19 protein-coding genes and 1 pseudogene are annotated in these 23,262 nt (G+C 63.1%); 10 read left to right on the forward strand and 10 right to left on the reverse strand.

Annotated features, from left to right (window positions below; translation table 11 throughout):
- Positions 1–6: 6 nt before the first annotated feature.
- On the reverse strand, positions 7–1,239 hold the full coding sequence (locus tag ACT3UA_RS14505) for a hypothetical protein (protein ID WP_176484245.1): 1,233 nt from the start codon (positions 1,237–1,239) through the stop codon (positions 7–9).
- 98 nt (positions 1,240–1,337) lie between these two features.
- Here ACT3UA_RS14505 and amiA point away from each other — a divergent pair, with 98 nt between their 5' ends.
- From amiA to ACT3UA_RS14540, 7 genes are all read left to right on the forward strand, one after another.
- On the forward strand, positions 1,338–1,439 hold the full coding sequence (gene amiA, locus ACT3UA_RS14510; protein WP_243400284.1) for a streptamidine family RiPP: 102 nt from the start codon (positions 1,338–1,340) through the stop codon (positions 1,437–1,439).
- 82 nt (positions 1,440–1,521) lie between these two features.
- Complete coding sequence (locus tag ACT3UA_RS14515) at positions 1,522–2,262, forward strand: hypothetical protein (protein ID WP_176484244.1); 741 nt, start codon at positions 1,522–1,524, stop codon at positions 2,260–2,262.
- Positions 2,259–3,290, forward strand: a complete 1,032-nt coding sequence (locus ACT3UA_RS14520) for a CocE/NonD family hydrolase (RefSeq protein WP_176484243.1) — start codon at positions 2,259–2,261, stop codon at positions 3,288–3,290. The genes ACT3UA_RS14515 and ACT3UA_RS14520 overlap by 4 nt, the downstream gene beginning before the upstream one ends.
- Complete coding sequence (locus ACT3UA_RS14525) at positions 3,287–4,675, forward strand: YcaO-like family protein (protein ID WP_096287923.1); 1,389 nt, start codon at positions 3,287–3,289, stop codon at positions 4,673–4,675. Before ACT3UA_RS14520 ends, ACT3UA_RS14525 begins: the two co-directional genes overlap by 4 nt.
- 5 nt (positions 4,676–4,680) lie before the next feature.
- Positions 4,681–5,958: a hypothetical protein gene (locus tag ACT3UA_RS14530; RefSeq protein WP_096287921.1), complete on the forward strand. Its 1,278-nt coding sequence runs from the start codon at positions 4,681–4,683 to the stop codon at positions 5,956–5,958.
- Entirely contained in the window at positions 5,945–7,654 is a 1,710-nt protein-coding gene (locus tag ACT3UA_RS14535) for an ABC transporter ATP-binding protein/permease (RefSeq protein ID WP_096287919.1), read from the forward strand. The genes ACT3UA_RS14530 and ACT3UA_RS14535 overlap by 14 nt, the downstream gene beginning before the upstream one ends.
- Positions 7,651–9,357, forward strand: a complete 1,707-nt coding sequence (locus ACT3UA_RS14540; RefSeq protein WP_096287917.1) for an ABC transporter ATP-binding protein — start codon at positions 7,651–7,653, stop codon at positions 9,355–9,357. The genes ACT3UA_RS14535 and ACT3UA_RS14540 overlap by 4 nt, the downstream gene beginning before the upstream one ends.
- A gap of 98 nt (positions 9,358–9,455) precedes the next feature.
- On the opposite strand, the gene ACT3UA_RS14545 is transcribed toward ACT3UA_RS14540, so the two are convergent.
- Genes ACT3UA_RS14545 through ACT3UA_RS14555 form a run of 3 tightly spaced genes read right to left on the reverse strand, consistent with a single transcriptional unit; the run spans position 9,456 to position 12,390 of the window.
- The gene (locus ACT3UA_RS14545; protein WP_096287915.1) at positions 9,456–10,451 is read right to left on the reverse strand and encodes an ABC transporter substrate-binding protein; all 996 of its coding nucleotides are present in this window, start codon (positions 10,449–10,451) and stop codon (positions 9,456–9,458) included.
- A complete protein-coding gene (locus tag ACT3UA_RS14550; RefSeq protein WP_096287913.1) occupies positions 10,448–11,269 on the reverse strand; it encodes an ABC transporter ATP-binding protein in 822 nt (273 codons plus the stop codon). The genes ACT3UA_RS14545 and ACT3UA_RS14550 overlap by 4 nt, the downstream gene beginning before the upstream one ends.
- A complete protein-coding gene (locus ACT3UA_RS14555) occupies positions 11,266–12,390 on the reverse strand; it encodes a FecCD family ABC transporter permease (RefSeq protein WP_255248500.1) in 1,125 nt (374 codons plus the stop codon). Before ACT3UA_RS14555 ends, ACT3UA_RS14550 begins: the two co-directional genes overlap by 4 nt.
- A gap of 277 nt (positions 12,391–12,667) precedes the next feature.
- On the opposite strand from ACT3UA_RS14555, the gene ACT3UA_RS14560 reads away from it, so the two are divergent.
- Positions 12,668–13,240 (forward strand): recombinase family protein, encoded by a 573-nt coding sequence (locus ACT3UA_RS14560; RefSeq protein ID WP_096287908.1) that lies wholly within the window; start codon positions 12,668–12,670, stop codon positions 13,238–13,240.
- 346 nt (positions 13,241–13,586) lie between these two features.
- On the opposite strand, the gene ACT3UA_RS14565 is transcribed toward ACT3UA_RS14560, so the two are convergent.
- Together ACT3UA_RS14565 and ACT3UA_RS14570 are read right to left on the reverse strand one after the other, a co-directional pair.
- On the reverse strand, positions 13,587–14,195 hold the full coding sequence (locus tag ACT3UA_RS14565; protein WP_096287906.1) for a recombinase family protein: 609 nt from the start codon (positions 14,193–14,195) through the stop codon (positions 13,587–13,589).
- Between the two features lie 202 nt (positions 14,196–14,397).
- The gene (locus ACT3UA_RS14570) at positions 14,398–14,784 is read right to left on the reverse strand and encodes a TipAS antibiotic-recognition domain-containing protein (protein ID WP_096287904.1); all 387 of its coding nucleotides are present in this window, start codon (positions 14,782–14,784) and stop codon (positions 14,398–14,400) included.
- A 464-nt stretch (positions 14,785–15,248) separates the two neighbouring features.
- Here ACT3UA_RS14570 and ACT3UA_RS14575 point away from each other — a divergent pair, with 464 nt between their 5' ends.
- Positions 15,249–15,854, forward strand: coding sequence for a recombinase family protein (locus ACT3UA_RS14575; protein ID WP_096287967.1), 606 nt, complete (start codon positions 15,249–15,251; stop codon positions 15,852–15,854).
- A 1-nt stretch (position 15,855) separates the two neighbouring features.
- Positions 15,856–18,819 (forward strand): Tn3 family transposase, encoded by a 2,964-nt coding sequence (locus ACT3UA_RS14580; RefSeq protein WP_096287902.1) that lies wholly within the window; start codon positions 15,856–15,858, stop codon positions 18,817–18,819.
- A 13-nt stretch (positions 18,820–18,832) separates the two neighbouring features.
- Here ACT3UA_RS14580 and ACT3UA_RS14585 read toward each other — a convergent pair whose 3' ends face one another.
- From ACT3UA_RS14585 to ACT3UA_RS14600, 4 genes and pseudogenes are all read right to left on the reverse strand, one after another.
- Positions 18,833–19,087, reverse strand: coding sequence for a hypothetical protein (locus ACT3UA_RS14585; protein WP_141393579.1), 255 nt, complete (start codon positions 19,085–19,087; stop codon positions 18,833–18,835).
- Between the two features lie 286 nt (positions 19,088–19,373).
- Positions 19,374–19,619: pseudogene (locus ACT3UA_RS14590) on the reverse strand (integrase core domain-containing protein); the annotation flags it as partial.
- Positions 19,620–19,984: 365 nt separating this feature from the next.
- Positions 19,985–21,778, reverse strand: coding sequence for a tyrosine-type recombinase/integrase (locus tag ACT3UA_RS14595; RefSeq protein WP_096287898.1), 1,794 nt, complete (start codon positions 21,776–21,778; stop codon positions 19,985–19,987).
- 91 nt (positions 21,779–21,869) lie between these two features.
- Positions 21,870–22,952, reverse strand: a complete 1,083-nt coding sequence (locus ACT3UA_RS14600) for a tyrosine-type recombinase/integrase (RefSeq protein ID WP_096287896.1) — start codon at positions 22,950–22,952, stop codon at positions 21,870–21,872.
- Positions 22,953–23,262 lie beyond the last annotated feature (310 nt).

Raw genomic sequence — 23,262 nt, forward strand, 5'->3', positions numbered from 1 at the left:
TCCGGATCATCGTCCCACCGTGTCGCCGGGACCGGTGGTTGCGCGTTTGAGCCAAGCCAGGTGGCCGCCGTCGTTCAGCGGCGTCGGAACCTCCATGGTGACCAACGCAGATCCGGGAACCCCGGTGTCCACCAGATGCACCTCGCCGTGCCCGCCCCGGGTCACCGCGACCCATTCGTCGCTGCCCGAAGCCGCGATTGCCCGGCGATCGGCGTTGTCCCATGGTTCGGCACCGCGACGCGGCGCCTGGTCCATCGGCGGCAGGCTCCATCGGCCGCGCTCCTGCAGGGTTTCGGCGTCATAGACGCGCAGGTCGTCCCCATCCGGGTGGATCCGGGCCACGGCAATGGCGGTGCCGGTCAGGGCAAAGCGGAAGATCATCCCGTCGCCCAGTGGTGCGCTGCGCGAGGTATTGGCGTCGATGTTATGGACCCACAGCGTATTGCCCCAGGTATCCCACCGGCTCGGGTGCTCCCCGCCTTCGCGCAGCACGGCAACCAGTAAGCGCCGCCGGGGGCAATGGCGCAGGAAGTAGGCGCGGCCCGCCGCTTCCCAGGGACGCATCGGCAGTGGAACGGGGACCCGCCCACGCACGTCGAAGCACTCAAGGCCGCGCTCGGTGGCCACGAACAGGGTGCCCGTTGCCGGATCATAGGCGTCTCCGTGGCCTTCGGTGCCGACCGCTTCGTGGATCCCGCCGCGCAGCTGCGGGCAATGTACGCCGTCGGTGAGGATGGCATCGATGGAGATGGATTCGATGGCTCCGGGTTCGCGGTGCCGCAGGACCGCGCGCGGTCCGTCAGGGGTTGCTGCCACCACAACGCCGGGTTCGCCGGAGCGGGTGCGGATCCGGCGGGAGTATGGGCCCGCTGCTGCCCGCAGGTCCACGACGCTGAGCAGGTCACTCCACGGCTCCCAGGATTGCCCAAGGCCAGTGCTGACGGCAATGAACCGGCCCGCGGGGTCGCAGGCCAGGTGCTCTCCCGGGATGGCTACGGAAATTCGGTGTTCAATCGCCGCCGCGGGATCCGTGTCCGTGGCGGCGAAGGGATCCATGACGATGAGCGATCCGCCCGCATTGTCAATCCAGGCGCACCGTCCGTTGCCCAGTGGCAGGATCCCGGCGTGTTCGGCCAGGACCACGCCGGGGATCCAGCCGGTGATCTCTTGGGTCGCGGGATCGATGAAGCCAACCGTTCGGGCCCGCTGGTCCGCCACGACAAGCATTTCGTGTTTCATGGAACCTCCATGACGCATTAGTTGAGAATGATTCTCATTAAGTATACAGTCTTCTTGTTGCCAGAACGGCAATGACAACACCTACGAAAGGAAACCCCATGGAAAACACCGTGGTACTTGCAGAAGTAGAAGAGACCGAGCAGTTGGCCCACCTGTCGGCCACCCACTCGAACGCGCTCGTCGAGAACCCGTTCGACTAGTCGCCCATTCTCGACTGCGGGGTGGATGTCTGGCATCCACCCCGCAGTGCCGCGCCCGCGAGCCAACATTTTGAAAGGACCCATGAGTAGCCCGGCCATAGATGATTTCGAACTCCGTGGACACACCACGGTGCGTTCCTCCGACGGCACATTCCTACGCGTGCAGACGCCCACCGGGGCACCGGCGCGCATGCTGGATCCCATTCGCGGCCAAATAGGCCAACAGCTGGAAGCCCGCGCAGTCCAGAGAATGCGTCCGCACCCCGGGAGAGAACGCCTCGCCGTGCTGTGCCCTACGATCGGGTGGGAGTCTGTCCACACTGCTCTGACTGGGCTCGACATTCAGGACATCGACGACGGTGGAACACCGGTGGCGGCGCATGGCCTGGTTGTCCAGGTGGCAACCACCCCGGCGGAGCGTAGCCTCCTGGACGCGCTGCCGGACAGCGGCACCGCCGTGCTGCGGTGCTACCGCGAGGGAGAGATCCTCTTTGTGGATCCACTCGCACTAGCCCCGGGTGACCCAAGTGGTTCACAGGTGCTGCGCCGCCGGCTGGCTGCCTCGGTTGCCGCTGAAGAACTGGACGTTTGGCTTGGGACCGCACGGCCCGCTGATGGAACCCTCGAAGGCCTACCCGCACTTGCCACCCAATTCCTTGGCGCACGGATCCGGTCCATGGTCGCCGCATGGCAATACGACACGGACGAGCTTGCCGCACTGCGGCGCAACCTCTGGCGGCTCGACACCCGGACGCTGTGCAGCAGCCAACATCCGGTCCTCGGATTTGCCGAACCGGCAGAAAATCCCGGTCGACGGCGATGAATCCCAGATCCCGCACCTCACCCCAGAGACTGAACATCGCACTGGGTGACGGCACCGTGCTGGCTGGCGACCACCATCGCTCCGTCCACGACACGGCCCGGGGAACGGTGTTGATCCGCACGCCGTATGATCGGCGGCAATATCGGGCCCAGGCAGGCGCATGGCAGGCCCAAGGCCATGACGTGCTCGTCCAGGATGTACGCGGCCGTTACGGTTCCACCGGAACGTGGCGGCCCTACGCGACCGAGGGCCAGGACGGTGCGGAAACCGCGCGATTCCTGGAGCGCGAGGGACTGCTGAACGGGCCGTTGTTCTTGGCCGGTGCCTCCTATGATGCCCATTGCGCATTGGAGACTGCCCGCCGCCTCGAAATCGACGGGAACCAGTTGCGCGCCGCCGCCGTGGTCGCCCTGGTCCCTGCCCTTGGACTCTTTGAGACCGCCAGGAACCCGGACGGGTCTCCGCGCCTGCGCGACCGGATCGGCTGGTGGCACATGCACGGTTTCGCTGCCGAATCGCGGGCGCCGCTGGCCAGTCCCGACCTTGAACGCCGGTGCCACGAGGCCAGGGAACGCGGGTTGGCCCACGCGATGCCCGAGAAGATCTACGGGGCGGACGCCCCCGGCCAATGGGACAGGCTGTGGAAGGCGCCAAAACTGGATCTTGGCACCCGCTATGGAAATTGCCAAACGGCTCTGTTGGTGGTTTCCGGGCACCGGGATTTCTTTGCCCACGAGGCCCTCGAGCTGGCCGAGGCCTGGGCAACGGGAAACAGCGGCTTTCTCACCGGCCCGTGGGGACACCGGCTCACCGCCGATCTGGAGCCAGGGTCCGCATCCTCGCTGCGCCGCCACGGAGGACTCATGGCACGGATCCAGGAATTCCTTGACCGTTCCGAGGTTCTCCCGTTCACCCGTGAATTCAACCCGTTCCGCGACGACATCGATCCCTGGGAACCGTCCGACCGAACGCGGCTGCGTGCCACGACCAATTCACCCGTCCCAGCAGAATGCGAATTATCCCCATGACCACAGCCGAACACCTTGGCCTATTACCGCTGCATACCCTGGTGGATGAACACACCGGGATCATCCGCCGGGTCCGCTCGGTGCTCACCCCCGAGCACGCACCGCCCGCCTACACCTCCATGACCGCCGAGGTCTCCGACGCCCGCTGGCTGGGCGACTGGCCCGCCGACCGCGTGTCTCTGGGCACCACCTTCGGCGATGAACGCCAGGCCTGGATTGCGGCGGTGGCCGAGGGCATGGAACGCTACTGCGGAAACTTCATCCCGGCGGACGTCCCCGATACCGAGCACTTCATCGGCAACGCCCGGCAAGCAAGGGCCGCCGGGCACCGTATCGTCCCGCTGCACGAGCTGCCCCGATTTGCCCCCTGGCAGCTGGGACGCCCCGACTTTCCGTACCGGACCCTGGACGAGGACACCGAAACGCTCTGGACCTCCTGCCGCCGACACGTCGACGGGCAAGAGGTCTGGCTGCCCGCCAGCCTGGTCTACCTGAACTGGCGGCAACGGCGCTTCGCCGCGCTGCCAAGAATCCACCACCTGAATTACGCCGGAATCGCCACCGGGCAGGGCTTCGCCGACGCGCGGGACCGAGCCCTGCTGGAAACCGTGGAACGCGACGCCCTGGAATTGTGGTGGCATCTCGATGGCCCCACCCGGGGTATCCGCACCGACTCGATCCCCGGGCTGGCCCAGGACATGGAAGGCTGCCGACTTCAATACTGGGTAGTGGAAATGCCCAGCGAATTCGCCCCGGCCATGGCCGCACTGGTCTACGACCCGGACACCGGGCTCTATGCCGCAGGATTCTCCTGCAAAAACGACCCGGCCGACGCCGCCCGCAAGGCGGTGTTGGAGGCGGTCCACACGTGGATCTACACCCAGGGCACCACCGACGCGGACGGCTGGGTCTTCCAGGCGGTCGAGGCCGGGCTCATGGCCCGCGGCCTCTACCTGGAACACCGGGCGGACCGTCGCTACCTGCAAGACGCCGGCGAGCAGTTCGAAGCCGTCCGGGACCTCGGGGCCCACGTGCAGGTGTGGCTGGACCCGCAGATGCATGCCCTGGCCGAGCGCTTCAGGGCACCGGCCGGCGGGCTGGTGGACATCGAGACAGTGGCTGGCGTGCCCATGGAGGAAGTCCACCGGAGCCTGGCCCGGGCCGGGCACCAGGTCTACACCCGAGAACTGACCACCGAGGACGTTGCCCTGACCGGCTTGAGCGTGGTGCGGGTCGTGGTCGGCGGTCTGGTGCCCAACGCCCCTGCGGCCTTCGCCTACCTGGGGTGTCCGCGCGTCGCCGGAGCCGCCGTGTCCCGCGGCTGGCGGGACGTGCCGCCGGTAGCCCCGGGGGATTTCACCCTCGCCCCGCCACCACACATGTAGGAACCATGACACCCGATAGCAATCCGCACCACGGCCGGGAATTCACCGCCGCCTGGTCCGAGCACATGCCGGGATCCATGACGCACCCAGGACCCCGCCAGAACACCTGGGGTACCCCCGCTGGCGCAAACCACGCGGTTGCCGACGCCTCGGTGCCGATCGCCGAGGTTCTCGACACGCTCTGGAGAGCCCGCGGTGTGCACACGAATCCCGCCACCGGGGCACCGGGGACCATCCCGCAACGAGCGATCCCTTCGGCCGGGGCGTGTTATCCGGTACAGGTGCATCTGCTCTGCGGCACCGGCTGCGACGTGCCGCCGGGAATCCACGCCTACAACGCGGAGGATTCCACCACGCACCGCCGCACCGCTGCCGCGCCCGCCATGGCCGGCGCCATCCTCGTTTTCAGCGTGCTGCCGCAGCGCACCGCGGCCAGATACCACCACCGTGCCTTACCGCTGCTGCTGGCTGACACCGCCTATGCGCTTCTGGGTGTGTCCCGCCATGCGGCCTCCCGCGGGCTGAAGAGCCGGTGGCTCACTGCCGACCCAGCAACCCTGGCTGCCGTCGCCAGGCTGCCGGACTACGCCGCGTGGCAAGGGCGCTGGCCGGACACCGCACCGGAGCTGGCCTTGACTGCCCTGGCTGTTGGCGCCGGGGATGAACTGCCGAGCCTGGCCCAGTGGGGCATGGCTGCCGCGGGGCCTGCCGGTCGGCCGCAGCCATGCCCGCAGCGGCAACCACGCACCGTTGCTTCGGTGGAGCACTGGGCAGCCGGACCGGGGCTCCGCCACCCCGAGCACGCATACGACCTGACGCCAGGGGCGGTGCTCGGGACGGTTGAGCTGTTGCGTCGGCGTAGCTTGCCGATTCACTCGCCGATTTCCAATCTCGCGCACCCGGTGCGCCGGGTACCTTGGGGCGTGTGGCGACGGCTGTTGGGAGCCTTCCCGCTGCCGGCACCTGCCGGGTGCGACGTCGTGGTCCTTGGCCAGGAAGACATTGCCAAAAGGGGGTTGCACCTTGAATGCGCGGGACAGGAATGGGTCCACTCGTTGGACGGGATACTGCTCCTTCGCACCCGCGCGGCACCCGACGAAGCGGCCATGTGGTGGGCCGCCGGTGCCGCCGCGCACCTGCTCTATTCTTCCCTGGCTACCGGCCGGGAACACACTTTCCGGCCAGTAGCCGGCTGGACTGGGACCCGGGACGGGTTCATCACGCTGCACGCGCTCGGTTTCCGGGCACAGAGATCGGAAGGAAACACCCATGTTGGTCAATAAGCGCCTGAAGGCCCTGACCCGCGGCCACAACCGGAGACTGAACGCGCTCACCGCCATCGTGTGCCTGGGCTCCGCCAGCTATTGGGTGCAGGCATGGTTCCTGGCCGGCGCGCTGGCCGGGCTGCTGCCCGGCCAGGGGCACTCAGCGGCGCAGGTGGTTCGGGACCTGCTGGCCGTGTTCGGCTGCGGGCTGCTGCGGGCTGCACTGCAGCAAGTCCAGACCCGGCTGGCTAGCGGACTGGGCACCGCGGTGCGCCTGGAATTGCGCGCCACCCTGGCCGCGGCGCTACTGCGTCCGGAGCGCTTGCGTGACAACACCGAGCGCAGCGGGGCGCGCCGCCTGGCCCTGAGCGAGGGGGCCGACGGCGTGGAACCATACGTCACCGCCTACATCCCGCATGCACTGCAGCTGCAGATCCTGTGCCCGATCCTGCTGGCCGCAGTGGCAATACTTAACCCGATGCTCGCTGCGGCGCTGCTGGCCGCCGTCGTGGTTGCAGTGGGTGCCCCGCGGCTGTGGGGCCGGCTCCTGGCCCGGCGCGGCGCCATGCACTGGGATTCCTACGAGGCGTTGAGTGCCGACTTCCTTGAGGCGCTGCAGGGCATGCGCACGCTGAAGATCCTCGATGCACTCCCGCGCTTCCGGGCCCGGCTGGACGAACGTTCCGAGGCGCTGCACCGCGCCACCGTAGCCACCATGCGGGTGTCGCTGGCCGACACCGCACTGGCCGACCTCGGGATCCAGGCCGGCTTGCTGGCCGCCGCGGCACTGACCGCCCTGGATGTCCTCGGGGTGCTGCCCGCGGGGCTCGGCACCTCCCCGGCCCTCACCTTTTTCACGCTCATGCTCGCCTCGGAGGTCTTTAGGCCCGTCCGCGACCTGGCCCGCCAGTGGCACTCCGGATACCTGGGCATCTCCGCCCTGGGTAGCATCGATGCGGCGATCGGCGCCGAGGGTGCAACACCCTCCGAGCCCCGGGCCGATGCCGCAGCGGCGAACGGCGCCGCGGCCGGTGATCGGCGGCGCCACGGCCACACCCTGACGCTAGAGAACGTGTCCTTCCGCTACGGACCCGAATCTCCCTGGGTGATGCACGGGGCCACCGCCAGCATTCGCCGCGGCGGGATCACTGCCCTGGCCGGTCCCTCGGGCGCAGGGAAAAGCACGCTCTTCGACATCATGCTCGGGTTTCTGCCCGCCGAGGGCCAATGCCTGCTGGACGGGCGGCCCCTGCAACCGGATGACGTGAGCGTGGTTTCCCAGCACAGCTACCTGTTCCCCGGCACCATCCGGGCAAACCTTGCCGCGGTGCGGCCCGGGGTGTACGACGAGACGATGCGCAACGCACTGGCCTCGGCAGGGCTGGGCACCGAGCTCGAGTCCTGGCCTCTTGGGTTGGACACCGTCTTGGCCGAGGCCGGACACTCGCTCTCCGGCGGCCAGCTCCAGCGCCTCGCCGTCGCCCGCGCCATCCTGGCCGACCGCCCGGTACTGCTGCTCGATGAACCCACCTCGGCGCTGAACCCGGGGCTGGCCGGCAAGCTCATGGATTCACTGCGCGCCGAGGCCCGACACCGCATCGTGGTGATGATCGCCCACCGCACCGAGGCCCTGGACGCCGCCGATACCGTACTGCATCTGCGCGAGGGCACCCTGAGCGAAACCGTCACGACCATATCCCCGGAGGGACCATGAACCCGCAGAACACCGACACGACGTGGCGTCGGGACGATCCCCTGTGGGGTCTCCTTCCGCACCTGTCCGCCCATCGCCTGGCCTTGGCCTGGACAGGGGTGGTGGGCCTGGCGAACAACCTGGCCCTGGTCTTCCTGGCGGTGGCCGGGTCCTATGCGGTCACACTGGCCCTTGTCGAGGGGCAGCTGGCGTCCACACGATGGTGGATCGCCGCCGCAGTGGCGGTGCTGCTGCGCGCGGTGCTCACCTGGCATGAGATGGATTTGTCGCACTCGATTGCATACCGGGTGCTCGCGGCGTTGCGCATGGCGCTCTTTGACGGGTTTTCCCGCGGGGTGCCTTCGCGCAAAGCCGGACAGCACACCGGGCGGCTCGCAGCCACCGCCATGGGGGACACGGAAAAGCTCGAGTTCTTCTACGCACACACACTGACCCAGTTGGCCTCGGCCGTGGTGCTGTTGCTGGGTGGAACCGCGGTGCTGCTGCGGATCGACGTGGCGCTGGCCGCCGGGCTGGTGGTGGGACTTGCAGCCTTGGTGCTGCTCACCCTTCCCTGGCAGCGCGCCAACGTCCGGCTGGGCGAGGAAGTGCAGCGGGCCAAATCCGATCAGTCTGCCTTGGCAGTTGACCTGCTCGCCGGTTCCCGGGAAATCCTCGGGTTCGGGCTACAGGCACAGGTCCAGTGGCAGCTCGCGGCGGCAACGCGGACCGTGGCCCGGGCCGAACGGCGGCTCAAGTCACGTGAAGCCGCCGCCGCCAGCGTGCGCGAACTCTGCTCGCTGGGCATCGTGGTCGCCGTCTTCCTCGCGGCCTGGAACCAGCCCGGACTGGATAGGTTGTGGATCCCGGCCCTGGTCGCTGGAACGCTCACGCTGCTCTCCCCGCTGATGGAGGCCGTTGCGGTGCTCACCCAATTACAGCCCCACCGTGCCAGCGCGGCGCGGGTGCTGGAGGGAATCGCCATGCCTGCCGAGGGCCCGAACGCAGCCCCGACGCTTGCCTTCGCCCCGTCGGGACCGCTGGGCATCGAGGTGCGCGGCGCGTGTTTCTCCTACGGCGACGGCACCCCGGTGCTGGAACCCACCTGGCTTTCGGTGGCCCCCGGGGAGCACTTGGGCATCTCGGGCCGCTCGGGATCCGGAAAGACCACCCTGGCGCGTCTTCTGGTGCGCTTGTGGTCCCCGGATGCCGGCAGCATCGGGCTGGTTCCGCGCATCGGTGCGGCCGTGGACGTGGCTTCCATTGACCTCCACGACTTCCGCTCGCTGGTAACCCTGGTGGAGCAGGACGCCACGATCTTCCACGGGACCTTGTTGGAAAACATGCAGCTGGCAGTCCCCGGGGCCACCGAGGGATTGGCCCTGGATGCCCTGGGACGTGCCGGGCTCCGGCTGGAGGCCGGGCGCTGGCCAGAGGGCGTCCACACGGTCATCGGCGAGGCCGGGGCCGGTGTTTCGGGAGGAGAGCGTGCCCGCATGGCGCTGGCCAGGGCGTTGCTATTGGACCCCAGCGTGCTGGTGTTGGATGAGACCACCGCATCCCTGGACGCCGCCACCGAAGCACTTTTGCTTGATGCTGTGGAGCAGCTGGCCGGGGACATGACCGTCGTGACGATTTCGCACCGGGAATCGACGCTGGCCCGTTGCGACCGCCGTGTCGAGCTGGCGGACCTGCACCGCGCGCCCCAGGCCCAGCCCACCTAGCACCGGCATCGGGAGCATCGGAGCATTGGGAGACGCGAATGCCTTCGGGGCCAGCCACTTGGTTGGCCCCGAAGGCATTTTGGGTGGTGCTGCGGAATCTAGAACGCCTCGGGGTGCAGTCCCTGGGCGATCTGCTGCACCGCATGGATGTTGCCCCAGGAGCCCGGCATGACGTCGCTGGAGTCGATGGCCACCAGGCGGTCGTTCTTTACGGCGTCCAGCTGCGGGAACCTAGTGTGCAGGAAATCGCGGGTTGCCTTCTCGTGGGCCTGATCAAGAGTGGTGAACACGATGACCTCCGGATTCTTGGCCACCAGTGTCTCGGGGGAAATGACCGAGGAGAAGAACTGGGCGAATGCCTTGTCATCGGGGCTGAATACGTTCTCGCCCCCGGCGATCTCAATCATGTTGTACTCGATGCCCGCACCGATGGCCGAAACGGTGTTGCCCTCAACGAAGAGCTCGGCCACGGACGGCTTCTCGACTGTGGCGACCCGCTGCGCGACGTCATCCAGCACGTCCCTTGCCTCGGCAGCCAGGGCCGCTGCCTGATCCGGTGCTTCGAAGACCTTGCCCAGGTTTTCGATGTCGGTGAGCAGGTCTGCCACCTCGGCGGTGCCGCGGCGCTCCGCGCAGCCGGCCGTGGCAATGTAGGACTGCGCGCCTGCCGCCTCGAGCTGGTCGATGCTTGCGAAACCCTGCTCGGCGGTGAACTCGTAGCTGGTGGGCGCATAGACCAGGTCCGGGGCAACGCCCAGCAGCACCTCCCTCGAGGGCGGCCCCTGTTCGGTCAGCTGCGTGGCGATGCCGAGGTTCGCGAGTTCCGGCATCAGTGCCCCGCCTTTGGTCTGGGCCTCGGCCACGACCTTCTCCGCCTGCCCCAGGCGCACCAGCATCTCGGACTGGCCAGGGGTCATCGCCACCGCGCGCTGCGGCACTCCGGCAAAGTCCAGCGTACGGCCGCAGTTTTCAATGGTCTTCGCGGAGTCCGCGGCTGGTGCCGGAGCGGAGGCGGAGACGGACTGGCCGCAGCCGGCCAGCAGCGTGCCGCCCAGTATCAGGCCGGAAATGAGAAACAGGGATTTGTTGTTCATGCGTGTTCCTTGAGTGGTTCGGTGTGGTGGATGGCTTGTTCTAGTGCCCCCGGGGTGAGTCGGGCGACGGCGATCAGCGGCCTGCCGGTGATCGGGTGCTCGATCCGGGCCGAGTCCACGCCGAATCCGGTGCGGATGGCGTTTTCATCCAGCACCTCGTCCGGGCGGCCAATGGCCTGCAATTCCCCTCCCCGCAGCAGGGCCACGTGGTCGCAGAATTCGGTAACCAGGTTCATGTCATGCAGGGCGGTGAGCACCGTGAGTCCGCGGGAAGTGGCCAAGGACATGAGTTCGAGCTGGAAGGCGATGTCTAGGTGGTTGGTGGGTTCGTCAAGCACCAGCAGCGGGGTCTGCTGCACCAGGGTCCGGGCCAGCAGCACACGCTGCTTTTCCCCTCCCGAGAGCCCGGTGAAGTAGCGGGTGGCCAGGTGTGCGGCACCTACCTCGCGAAGGGCTGTGTCGACGAGCTCGACGTCCGCGGCCGAGTCGGCGCCGAAGCCGCGCTGGTGCGGCACCCGGCCCAGCATCGCCATCTCCCGGACCGTGATCGGGAATTCCTGGGTGGACTCCTGAGCCATGACGGCGATCCGCCGAGCCACCTCGCGTCCGTCCAGGTTCCTGACATCGTCCCCGCCCACGCGTACGACACCCGAGGAGGGCTTTTGGGCGCGGTACAGGGTGCGCAGCAGCGTCGACTTGCCGCAGCCGTTGGGGCCAAGGATGCCCAGCACCGTGCCGGATGGAACCGCCAGAGACACGTTGTCCACGATCCTCCGGCCGCCGATCTCGACGCTGACGTTTTCAAAGGAGACGTTCACTGGTTCACCCCCGCCGCGCCGGCGCCGGAGGTGCGCATGAGCCAGAGGAAGAAAGGGGCTCCGACTGCAGCTGTGAGGATGCCCAGCGGGATCTCAGCAGGTTGGGCCACGGTGCGGGCCAGCAGGTCGGTGAGCATCAGGAAGAATGCGCCGCCGAGGATCACCAGCGGCAGCATCCGGCGGTGGTCCGAGCCTACGATCATGCGCACCGCATGCGGGACCACCAGCCCCACGAAGCCGATCCCGCCGCACACCGCCACAGTGGTGGCGGTCAGCAGGGCTGTGGACAGCAGCAGCGTCCGGCGCATGGAGGTAATGTTCACGCCCAGCGCGATCGCCGTCTCGTCCCCGGCCAGCATGGCGTTCAGTGCCCGGGAGCGGGTCATCGCGTAGGTCGCTACCAATGCCAGTGCGATTCCGGGCAACACCAGCTGGGCGTAGCTGGCAGCGGAAACGCTGCCGAGCAGGAAGAACAGCACGCTGTAGACGTTCTGCGCCTCGGTGGTGATGGTCAGGAAGTTGGTGATTGCAGCCAGCAGTGAGCCGAGAGCCACGCCGGCCAGGATCAACCGGGAGGGTGCGATCACCCCGCCCTGCTTCGCCAGCAGGTACACCAGCACCGTGGCGCCGGCGGCACCCAGGAAGGCCGCGGCGTTCAGGCTGAGCCCGGCCACGGCGGTGGATCCCGCCACGATGGCCAGCACCGCGCCGACCCCGGCGCCTGCCGAGACGCCCAGGATGTAGGGCTCGGCCAGCGGGTTGCGGACGTTGGTCTGTAACAACGCACCTGCCAGGGCCAGGGAGGCCCCGGCAACGCCTGCCAGCAGCGTGCGCGGCAGGCGGAAGTTCCAGACGGCTTGGTCCTGAGAGACGGTGATGGAGCCGTCTCTCATCCATGCCATGCCCGGAACCAGGTGCCCGGCGATGATCTTCGCCGATTCCAGCAGGCTAGTGGCCAGCGGCCCGGTGCTCGCGGAGAACAGGATAACCAGCACGATGCCGACGGACAGCATTGCCGTGGTGCCGTGCCGCCGCCAGACGGCGGGCCTGTGCGACGGGAGTTGCGGGGAAGGAGCTGCGGGGCGCGGCGAGTCCAGCGCAGTTCGAGGAGAAGTGTTCACGCTTCACAGACTACCACTAATGATACTCATTATCATTAGTGGTGGTGGGCTGCCATCCCTGAACCCAAGGGGAGTGCGACTGCCACTTTCAATCTCTGGGAATGGCTCAAGAATTGGCAGACGATCCAGCACTAATTTTCCACGCGTCTGGAAACGATCGTTAGCGAGACACTCCTCCTCCGAGTTCGTGGCCCGCGGAATCTCGGGGCCGATTTTGTAACGCTTGCCGTGTACGCGCCAATGTAACGCTCAACCGGGTTGGTGATACATTTTGGGCATGCGAATCGGATACGGACGAGTCTCAACCCGCGACCAGCACCCCGAAGCCCAACACGACGCCCTGCGCGCGGCCGGCTGCGAGCAGGTGTTCCTCGACACCGCCTCGGGGAAACTCGCCCGCAGACCCGAACTCGACAAAGCGCTACTCTCGGCCAACAGGTCCGGCGATCAGCTCGTTGTCACGAAGCTGGACCGGCTCGGGCGGTCGCTGGAAAACCTCATAGACCTGTCCAAGACGCTGCAGGAGCGCGGCGTCGACCTGGTGGTCCTGGATCAGGGAATCGACACCTCCTCACCCGCCGGACGGATGTTTTTCCAGATCATCGGCTCGATCGCCGAGTTCGAACACGCGCTGATGTCCGAACGAACCCGCGACGGGCTGGCCGCCGCCCGGGCACGCGGACGGACCGGTGGGCAGAAACCAAAGCTCGGTCCCCGCCAGGTCAAGCTGGCAAGGGAAATGTATGAGGAAAAGGATGCCGACGGGAAACGTGCCCATACCGTCGAGCACATCGCCCAGGAATTCGGCGTCAGCCGTCCCACCATCTACCGGCATCTGGCCAAACCATGATTCGCGGGCATGGTGCTCCGCAGCAGCACCAGGACAAGTCCGTAGATTGCGGCCTTCCAGCTAACAAGGATTTCTGACATGGCCCTGCGTTCCCTGCTCACGACTGCCGAACGCGGCCAAGTCGGGGTATGAGTAGTAATGGAACAGGATTGCGCGTTTAGCCCTCGACTTGAGAATTTCAGGCTGGCCCGATGAGGGCTTCCCCGGAAGTCTCGGGGTAGCTGGAGATGCTAGGTCCGGGCCATCCGCCATTGGCGTGATTCGGCCTGTGCGATGCGCCGATAGAGACCTGGCGTTCCTTTGACTGCGGCCATCCGGCAAGCAGCTGATGAGTTCCCCGTGAGAGTCATTGGCCTTGGGTAGTGATCCAGTGTTGTGCTTCGATCCCTGCGATGCGCCGGTACAGGGTTGCTCGGGACATGCCCATGTCCCGAGCAACCTGGGTGGCCGGCTGACCCCCGTCGATCAGGCGTCGGGCATTGTCGATCTGGCTGTTGGTGAACCGTTCCCGCCGCCCACCCAAATCCTTGCCCGCAGCCCGGCGTTTGGACACCGAATCGGTGATCCGCTCCCGCTTGATTTCCAGCTCCATCTGCGCCAGCGCCGCCATGACGGTGAAGACCATCGACCCCATCGGCGTGCCGGTGTCCACATCGCCGCCACCCAGGTTCAGCACCCGCAGTCCGATTCCGCGCTCCCGAAGCGCTTTGGAAAGATCCAGCATGTTGGCGGTGGATCGACCCAGCCGGTCCAGGGTGGTGATCACCAGGGTATCGCCCTCCTGCAGGGCTTCCAGGGCCTGGTCGAATCCGGGCCGACTGGCCCTGGCGCCACTGACTCCCTGGTCCGTGAACAGGTCATCGCGGCGCACCCCGGCACCGAGGAGGTCGGTGATCTGCCGGTCAGCATCCTGAGCCCGCGTCGATACCCGTGCATACCCGATCAATTTGCCCATTTGTGGGGTCGCTTGTGAATTCGGAGAATATCTAGCGGTACGGAAGAAAGTTCCGCGTGATTGCTGGCATGCGGGCTCAGCGTCTGTCTAGATCATTCTGCAATCCGCGCACCCAGCCACCGAACGAACGATTTTCTAGGCGAGAGATACGGATGTAGGAACGGTTAGTGGTTTGACGCTGACCGTTCCTACACCTAGCGGGCTAGCGCAAGGAGGTCTGCGCGTAGATACTCATCGCGTCGGCGAGGAACGGCACCATGTCTGGGTGGTAGGCGTTGTGGAAGGCTGCCATGTCGGCGTTCTCCCGATAGTGGAGTGCCATTCCCACGTAGGCGCGGGCTGTTGGGACGTAGAATCTGCAAGCGATCCCATAGTGCAAGGCGATGAGGGTTTGTATCTGCTTGCTGCCGGGGTCTGCGCTGGCAACGAGAGGGCTCATCCGCTTATATAGTGCATCCCAGTCCGCGTGGACCAGTGGTCGGTCCACGTTTTCCCAGTGGTTGGTGGCGGCAAGGCTTTGTGTTTGTTCCTCGTTGAGCGCCTGTCGGCATTCGCTGAGATACGAGGAGCTGAGTGAATCGATGGTCATGGTTGTTCCTTATCAGTGGTGTGCGGTGATGAGCCGCGAAGTCCATGTAAAAAGGGCGCGCTAAAGGAGCGTTCCGCCTGAACGTGTACAGCAATGTCTGAACGCAGGAATCTGCGATCGACTTTCGCCGGCTCAGGCGGGTTTAGACAAGGCCACCATGGTTTGCACTGATAATCATCTGTTCACCATATCTTGTAATCCCCTCGCTATCTTCTCCGTTCGCTCGAACCCCTGGTCACAACCAACGGACATGGTTACAGGCCATGGACTGTTGACGGTGCCCACCGGGTCAGGGCTGTGCGGGAATGGAACGTTTTCGGCATGGTGGACGACTCTGTTTGCCGGGGTCACGATTCCCTTGGTTTCCGGCGGTTCCCTTGTCGGCCATTTTGTAGCATTAGTCAGTGCCGGTTTCTATGGGTCATCTTGCTGCCCTGTTGATGAGTTCCGTTACAGTTGTGGCTATGGGTGAGATGTTTGGGTACGCGCGCGTTTCGACGGCGGAGCAAAACGATGCGCTACAGCAGGACGCTTTGAAGGCGGCTGGTTGCTTCAGGATCTTTTCCGACCATGCTTCGGGAGCACTGGCCACCCGTCCCGAATTGGGCCGGCTGATGGAACAACTCCGTCCCGGGGATACTTTAGTTGTTTGGCGTTTGGACCGGTTGGGTAGGTCGTTGAAACATCTGATCGACACGGTAAACGTTCTGGAGGCCCAAGGTGTTGGGTTCAGGTCCTTGCAAGAGAACATTGATACGACTTCTCCCGGTGGGCGCCTGGTCTTTCACGTGTTCGGTGCCCTTGCGGAATTCGAGCGGGATCTGATCAGCAGCCGAACCCGTGCGGGCCTGGATGCGGCTCGCGCCCGGGGGCGTACCGGGGGTCGTCCTTCGTTGTTGGCCGGGGACAAGCTGGAGACTGCACGAAGCTTGTATGAGCAGGGCCAGCTCAGCGTAGAAAGTATTGGTGGCGTGCTCGGGGTCTCCCGCACCACGGTCTACCGGTCATTACGACAGTTGTCCGATTCCCCCGTGGGGCGCTCGTCCCGGCAAAAGCACAAGGACGCCTGAGGTGCCCCGCCGTCGTGTGTTGTCCGCCGCTGAACAAACGGCGCTGACGGAGATCCCCACTGATTCTGAGAGCATGAAGTCGCTCTATTTGCTGGATGCGTCAGAGTTGTCGTTGGTGCGTCAGCATCGTGGAGGGCCGAACCGGCTTGGGTTTGCCCTCCAACTTGCCCTGCTGCGGTTCCCGGGAATTGCCCTGGACGAAGAAACCGTGGTCCCATCTGAGCTGATCCGATGGATCTCTACCCAGATCGGTGCCAAGGAATCAGACTGGGCAAACTATTCGGCGCGGGCCATGACGCGGTGGGAGCACGCGTCAAAGGCCAAAGCGTTCTATGGTCTGTCCACTTATACCGTCGCTGATGCGGATGCCCTGGTCCAGGAATTATCGGCTATGGCGTTGAATACGACCAAGGGTGCCGCTGTTGCCGCTCATGCGGTGTCTTGGCTTCGTGAGGCCAAGATCGTTTTGCCCGCTGTAAGCGTGATCGAACGCGCATGCGCAGAGGCACTCACCCGGGCCGATCGCCAAGTCCAGTCAATGTTATGTGAGCCCCTAACTAACCGTCACCGGCGGCAGCTGGATAGTTTGCTGAAACGGCGTGAGGAAACATCGCTGACGTGGCTGGGTTGGGTCTTGCAGGCACCGGCCAAAGCAAAAGCAAAACACATCCTCGGACATATCGAGCGGCTCAAGAAGCTGACTTCCCTTGAGTTGCCGTTGGAGGCAACACGCCGCGTCCACCGGAACCGGCTACTGAAACTCGCCAAAGAGGGAACAGCGATGACGGTTGCCGATCTGGCCAAGTTCGAGCCCTCCAGACGACACGCGACACTTCTGGCCGTCTGTGCTGAAGCGGAAGCAACAATCCTGGATGAAATCATCGATCTGCACGAGCGGGTCATCACTACCTTGTTCAGGAACGCGAAGAACAAACAATCGAACCTGACTCAAGCCTCAGCGACGGCGGTGAACCAGAAAGTACGTCAGTACGCCCAGTTGGGTCGGGTCCTGCTCAAGGCACGCGAGACTGGTGAAGACCCGTTCGCAGCAATCGATGCCAACATCGGGTGGGACGCCCTTGCCGAGTCCATTGACGAGGCAACACAACTAGTCAACCCTGAGCGTGACGATCATCTGTCTTTGATCGCCGCACAGTTCCCAACGCTGCGAAAATATTCGCCAGCGTTCTTGGAAGCCCTGGAATTCCGGGCCTCACCAGCGGTAGCAGATGTTCTCGAAGCAGTGGTCCTCCTGCGAAATCTCAACACGACCAGGACCCGCAAAATCCCGGACACGGCCCCGACAGCTTTCATCCGTCCTCGTTGGAAAAGCGTTGTCTTCACCACCGATGGGATTCACACCGGATTCTATGAGCTGTGTGTGATGGTCGAGTTGAAGAACGCGCTCCGATCTGGAGACATGTGGGTCAAGGGCTCCCGGCAGTACCGGGACTTTGATGACTATCTCCTTACGCCCCATGACTACCACCAGCTCAAGCAGACCGGCAGCCTGCCGCTGCCGGCGCCGTTGACAGAAGAAGGGTTCTTGGCCCGGCGCCTCGCATTCTTGAATGAACGGTTGCAAGAAGTCCAAGACCAGGCGGCCGCAGGACTCCTGGACAGCGTCACAATCGTCAATGGACGGCTGAAAATCACTCCACACGAAACCGATGTTCCAGCAGGAGCGAAGCCCTTTGTTTCCAAGACCAGCGGCATGTACCCACGGGTACCGATCACTGACCTGCTCGTGGAAGTCGATTCCTGGACAGGTTTCTCTGATCACCTACCCAATATCAAGACTGGGCTCCCTGCCAAAGACAAACAGCTACTGCTTGCCGTGATCCTAGCCGACGGGATCAACCTTGGGCTGACGAAGATGGCCGAGGCCTGCACCGGTGTCACCTATGCCCAGCTCGACCGGGTCCAAGCGCACCACATCAGAGATGAAACCTACACCAGCGCCCTAGCCGTACTCGTCAATGCCCAACATGATCATCCTTTTGCCATGCACTGGGGTGATGGCACCACGTCATCTTCGGACGGACAACGCTACCGGGCCAGCAACAAGGCAGAGGCCACTGGCCATGTTAATCCGAAATACGGCAACGCACCCGGCCGGCTGCTCTACACCCATGTCAGTGACCAATACACCCCGTTCTACAGCAAACTCGTCAACGTCGGAGATCGCGATGCCACCCATGTCCTGGACGGGCTGCTCTACCACGAATCAGACCTGAACATCATTGAGCACTACACAGACACCAACGGCTACAGCGACCAAGTCTTCGCCCTGACCCACCTGCTCGGTTTCCGTTTTGCACCCAGGATCCGCAATCTGGCCGACACCCGCTTGTTCATTGCGAAGGGTAGCCCGGAGACACCGCTGATGGCACCGTGGGTTGGCGGCACGATCAATACCGCCTTGATCGACAAGCACTGGGACGAAATCCTGCGGCTGAGTGCCTCCATCAAGACCGGGACCGTGACCGCGTCGCTGATTGTGCGTAAACTCAGTGCCTACCCGCGCCAAAATGGCTTGGCCCTCGCGCTGCGGGAACTCGGACGCCTCGAACGCACACTCTTCACTCTCGACTGGATCCAGGACCCCGGGCTACGCCGCCGTGTCACCGCTGGACTAAACAAAGGCGAGGCCCACAATGCCCTGTCCCGTGCCGTGTTCTTCCACCGCCTCGGCGAAATTCGCGACCGTCCCATCGAAGACCAGCGAAACCGCGCATCCGGGCTGACCCTACTCACCGCAGCCATCGTGCTCTGGAATACCGTCTACCTCGAGCGCACCATCACCACGCTAAACAACACCGTCAACCCACCAGATCCAGCCCATTTGAAACACCTCTCGCCGCTGGGCTGGGACCACATCAATCTCACCGGCGACTACACCTGGCGAACCACCAAACCAGGAAAATACCGGCCCGTCCGCCACTCAAAACCCTCGTACCGCTAAATATTCTCCGAATTCACAAGCGACCCCAGTTACGGCGATTATCGCGATCTAGCCAAGGAATAAAACGGCCTTTGTTGCCAGCTGCGATGAGATAGGTAAAGCATAAGATTGCGCCGAGGTGAAGAAGGCCTATCCACAGTCCGCTGGTTTGGAAGGTAGCAGGAAGTTGTGAAAGGCCCAAGAGAGCAAGGACGAGATAGAAGTAGTCGCTAGGAATAGCTTTCGGCTTACGTTTATTTTGCGACGTTGGGGTAGCTTCAGTAGCCATTGAGAGCTTCTTTCCAGATTAAGAGAAACAGTTTTGCTTGATATCGTTAATGCCAATAAGCTCGGCGAACAGGCCACCAGCTGCAGCTATAGCTGCATTTCGCTTCGCGGCCGCGCCCTTTTTGCTGTGGTACGCACGCCATATGATATTTACGCCCTTTTTGACGGATCCAAATCGCTTGACTAACTTATACCCAATTTTTGCAGCAGCTCCCCAAGGCATTAGATTGGCACCCACTGTAGCGGCACATACAGTCCAACCCCAGACCGTTGAACCGTCCCGGAAATTATGCCGCCAGTTTTCTGGCAGCTTCATCGGGTAACGAGCCGCTTATTTCATCATAGTAGAGTTCTTCGAATTCCACTGGCGCACGATACCCCAGGGTCGAATGTAACCTTTCGGTGTTGTACCAGTGCACCCAGTCCACCACGATTTCCACCACATCAGATTCAGCCATCAAAGGCCCGGCTCTGAACGGTGAATCTTTGGCCACGGCCTCGTTCTTGAACAAGCCCATCACCGTTTCGGCGGCAGCATTGTCGTACGCTTAACCGGCTAAAAAATAGCTAGGCTACGCCTTATCCGGCTAATTCTATTTTTCTCTGCACTCCCTGTTGCACGCCCGGTCATCACTCTGCAGGAGCGGCTTCCCCTGATTCCAAGAACCCGAACCGAACACGTCAACCCGAGCAGGAGATCCAAGCAAAATCGCACGGCCACCTAGCCGCGCGGATCCCTCTCGGCACTCCTGGATCAGCTCACGAAGCCCAGCAGAACGATAGAGCGTGGAACGGGAAAGCCCAGCGAGTTCAGCTACCGCCCGAAACGTCACCGTACGTCCCTGCATTCGCAATGTCAGCAGGGCCTTATCAACAACTCGTTGAGACTCGCTTCGCTTCACGCCGTGCGTGTCCTCTCGATGAGCAGATCCAATTGAGTCACCAATGCTTCATGCCGTTGCACCTCGCTGTCCCAGCCTCGGCGTTTTGCGTCCTGCGCCAAAATCAGAGCGTCCTTACGCTGTGCCTCAAGCACTGGAAGATTCGAATCCTCAGTGCGGAAGCTCGGACAGTGCTCGCATATATTCGCATACTGGCACGCCTGCTGGGCTGGGGACCTCAGGCAATGCCCGCCAGCAAGCCGTGACTTGATCGTCGCGGTATCGTGCCAAGAGCCAACAGAAACATCACTCAACGGAAGCAGCGAACGGTGTTCTTTCAGGTCAGGTAATCCGATGCGTGACTTCGCCAAGTCCAAAGCACGCTCATATTCGGTGCGGACAGTTGAATCGAATAAGGATGCATAACGCAAGCTCATCTCCGCTGAGACATGGCCCAAGAGAGCCATCAAGGACTGGAGGGTGACCCCGGCATTGATCAACGCAGTCGCATAAGTATGACGAAGCTGGTGAGGAGTGATCTTTCCCAGGCCGGCGGCTTGCGCAGCTCGGTTTAGTTCGAGCCGAACAGCGCTTTCTCCCAACCGGCGTCCGTGATGAGTGAAAAGGAACTGGGCGGGCTTCCCCGTGCGTGGATGAGCCAACGGCTGGCCCGGCGAACGTTCTGCGATGATGCGATCAACCAAAGCCAGGGTGTCCGGGTCCAGCGGAACCATACGCTCGGTCTTCATCTTTCCCAGCGGAATCTTCAGCCAAGTCCCTGCCTCGGGAATCTCATGAACACAGTCCAGTTCCAAGTCCAGCAACTCGCCAATGCGCAACCCGCACGCTCGTTGAAGCAGCAATGCATCGGCAGCCTGACGATAGTCCGAGGCCAGGAGCTCTTGGGCTAGGAGCCGGTCGGCATCCGGGGGCAAATGACGTGGCAGTGGCCGAGGAAGCCTAGGAACATCAGAACGGAAGAACAACTGCCGTGGAGGAGCTTCGGGCCATCCCCACTCGGTAATTTCACGTAAGAAGTTACCGGCAGCCCTGACCCGTCGTGATTGTTCCGCTACGGAAAGCGTGCCGGAGCTCTTCGTATTGGGGCTTCGAGGCAAAGACACCAGATACGGTTCAATATGAGAACAACGAGTTAGCTCAGCCGGTGAAGCTAATGATGGATCTGCTTCGGTGACGAACTGCCCGAAATGCGCTAATCGTGTTGCCAGGCTACTGACCGTTTTCCTAGTGCAGGTCACTTCCTTACGTTCCAAATACCGCAGAAGAAACTGTGCAAAGGGACCGTTCACTGCGCCGACCCTATCCTTGAGCGGTACCCGCTGGGTCCTGCTCAGAGGTGGATTGGCAAGCAGGTGTGCATGGAACAAGACCTGGCGGGTTGAAGAACTCAGCACGAGTAATGGACGGGCTGAGATGCCGGTCTGGGCTTCTCGGGCTCGGCAACAAGTTTCAAATTCCTCTAAATCAGCACTCGTGATCTGTGTAAGTGGCTGTTGAGTCCGCAGCAGGATCTTAGCGATGACGCTGGTCGTCATCGCCGCACTGACTCGTTCGCTGAACCCCACCTTGCGGGCTTGAGCAGAGAAAAATCTGAGATCATCTTCGTAATCAGTTCCCTGGACCTCAACGAAGATGTTGGCTAATTTCCGCTCAAGCAGATACGGGAAGTCGCCGCGGATCCTTTTGGTGACCATCAGATAAAGCACGAAAGCTCTAGTGCCGCTATTGGCCTCAAGCCGCCGCTCCAGCGGCTCTTGGCTCCACTGCGCCGGGTCTGGATATCGGAGCATGAACGTTCTTGCTGCTGAAAAATACGGTTCCGACCCGCGGTGAGTGGAGGATAAGTAGGTGCGGTAAGCGCCAACGAGATCCAGAGGCGGTTCAATGTGATTGTTTTTGGCGGTTGATCGCGGCATCGTATTCTGATTTCACGTGGGCAGGAACAAGGTGGATGTAGCGGGCGGTCGTGTTCACGTGGGCATGCCCCAGGAGCTCTCTCATGATGGACAGGTCCACCCCTGAAGCTGCTAAGGCACTGCCGAAGGTATGGCGCAATGCATGTGGGTGGCCGTCAGGAACCCCTGAAATTTCGCGGTGGTACCGGAAGATCGTACGCAGGCCAGCTGCTGTCAAGGGCAGGCCGCGGTTGGCTCCTTTGGCAACGAGAAATAGCCGTTGCTCATCCGATTCCGGGCGTTCAGCGAGCAGGTAAGTTTGGATGACTCCGGCGACGTCCACGTCTAATGGAACTCGTCGTTCCTTGGATCCTTTGCCCAGCACTAGTAGCCACCGCCCACCGATGTCCACATCGCGTATCCGCAAGGCAAGTACCTCGCCAGCACGTAGCCCGCAATAGAGCATTAGCCCTGCCATGGCACGATCCCGGTACGTCCGCAGACCTTGAAACAGGGCAATGACTTCGTCAGATTCCAAGGATCTTGGTAGCCGGCGGGGTTCGCGAACACGTAGCGGCGACCTGGCAGCTGGTGTAGCCAGATGCCCCAGAAGCCCGGAACGCTGGGCGGAAGATACCCAACGGGACTCCTGACCTTTCGGCATAGGATTGGGGAGACACGGATCCCGCATCGCCAAGAATGTGAACAGCCCGGACACTGCTGCCATCCGGCGATTCACCGTTGCAGGTGCATATCCATCGGCTCTTTGACCGTCTAAAGTCATTACATTCGGGCCTGGACGTCCTGGTACGGATGATTGCTTGCAGAACTTCAGATAGTTGATCAGCGTGTTGGTGTCAACTGCTTCGATAGTCAGATTTTGTTCGTGTAGCCAGCGGCAGAACGCCAACAGGTCATAACCGTAGGCTCGTGTCGTGGCTGGAGAGTAGTTGCGGTCACTCAGATAGCCGAGGTAATCATTAGCCTGGGAGAACCTCGCTGCTGCCGACCCATGGAGGTTCCATGCTCCGTGTGAAGACAACAAAACCAACTCTTGCTGGGTGTTCATGACACATGAGCATCGACCTCATCCTTTGGAAAGTCAAGAGTTTCCGGGGGAATTCAAGGGTATAAAACGTGGATTAGCCGGTTAACAGGGAATCCCCGACACTGCCAATCGACGGAACCAGCCCCTCAATTTCTAAGGTGTCGGTGTAACGGATCGAGGTATATTGCGAGCCAGCGTCCGAGTTAAGCCGATATCGGCTTAATTCAGATTATGCCGAGGTTTTCGTTAAGCCGAGAAAACCAGGACCGCGCTGGTTAGTAGCTGGTTGAACCAGTATTCCTCGGTTTAACATTCAGGCCTATCCTGACGG

The organism is Glutamicibacter sp. 363, assembly GCF_052379505.1.
Classification (GTDB): domain Bacteria; phylum Actinomycetota; class Actinomycetes; order Actinomycetales; family Micrococcaceae; genus Glutamicibacter.

Bases quoted from the DNA above. Each gene is read 5' to 3' on its own strand.
- ACT3UA_RS14505 (WP_176484245.1), bottom strand. From the start codon at position 1,239: ATGAAACACGAAATGCTTGTCGTGGCGGACCAGCGGGCCCGAACGGTT.
- amiA (WP_243400284.1), top strand. From the start codon at position 1,338: ATGGAAAACACCGTGGTACTTGCAGAAGTAGAAGAGACCGAGCAGTTG.
- ACT3UA_RS14515 (WP_176484244.1), top strand. From the start codon at position 1,522: ATGAGTAGCCCGGCCATAGATGATTTCGAACTCCGTGGACACACCACG.
- ACT3UA_RS14520 (WP_176484243.1), top strand. From the start codon at position 2,259: ATGAATCCCAGATCCCGCACCTCACCCCAGAGACTGAACATCGCACTG.
- ACT3UA_RS14525 (WP_096287923.1), top strand. From the start codon at position 3,287: ATGACCACAGCCGAACACCTTGGCCTATTACCGCTGCATACCCTGGTG.
- ACT3UA_RS14530 (WP_096287921.1), top strand. From the start codon at position 4,681: ATGACACCCGATAGCAATCCGCACCACGGCCGGGAATTCACCGCCGCC.
- ACT3UA_RS14535 (WP_096287919.1), top strand. From the start codon at position 5,945: ATGTTGGTCAATAAGCGCCTGAAGGCCCTGACCCGCGGCCACAACCGG.
- ACT3UA_RS14540 (WP_096287917.1), top strand. From the start codon at position 7,651: ATGAACCCGCAGAACACCGACACGACGTGGCGTCGGGACGATCCCCTG.
- ACT3UA_RS14545 (WP_096287915.1), bottom strand. From the start codon at position 10,451: ATGAACAACAAATCCCTGTTTCTCATTTCCGGCCTGATACTGGGCGGC.
- ACT3UA_RS14560 (WP_096287908.1), top strand. From the start codon at position 12,668: ATGCGAATCGGATACGGACGAGTCTCAACCCGCGACCAGCACCCCGAA.
- ACT3UA_RS14565 (WP_096287906.1), bottom strand. From the start codon at position 14,195: ATGGGCAAATTGATCGGGTATGCACGGGTATCGACGCGGGCTCAGGAT.
- ACT3UA_RS14570 (WP_096287904.1), bottom strand. From the start codon at position 14,784: ATGACCATCGATTCACTCAGCTCCTCGTATCTCAGCGAATGCCGACAG.
- ACT3UA_RS14575 (WP_096287967.1), top strand. From the start codon at position 15,249: ATGGGTGAGATGTTTGGGTACGCGCGCGTTTCGACGGCGGAGCAAAAC.
- ACT3UA_RS14585 (WP_141393579.1), bottom strand. From the start codon at position 19,087: ATGGCTACTGAAGCTACCCCAACGTCGCAAAATAAACGTAAGCCGAAA.
- ACT3UA_RS14595 (WP_096287898.1), bottom strand. From the start codon at position 21,778: ATGCTCCGATATCCAGACCCGGCGCAGTGGAGCCAAGAGCCGCTGGAG.
- ACT3UA_RS14600 (WP_096287896.1), bottom strand. From the start codon at position 22,952: ATGAACACCCAGCAAGAGTTGGTTTTGTTGTCTTCACACGGAGCATGG.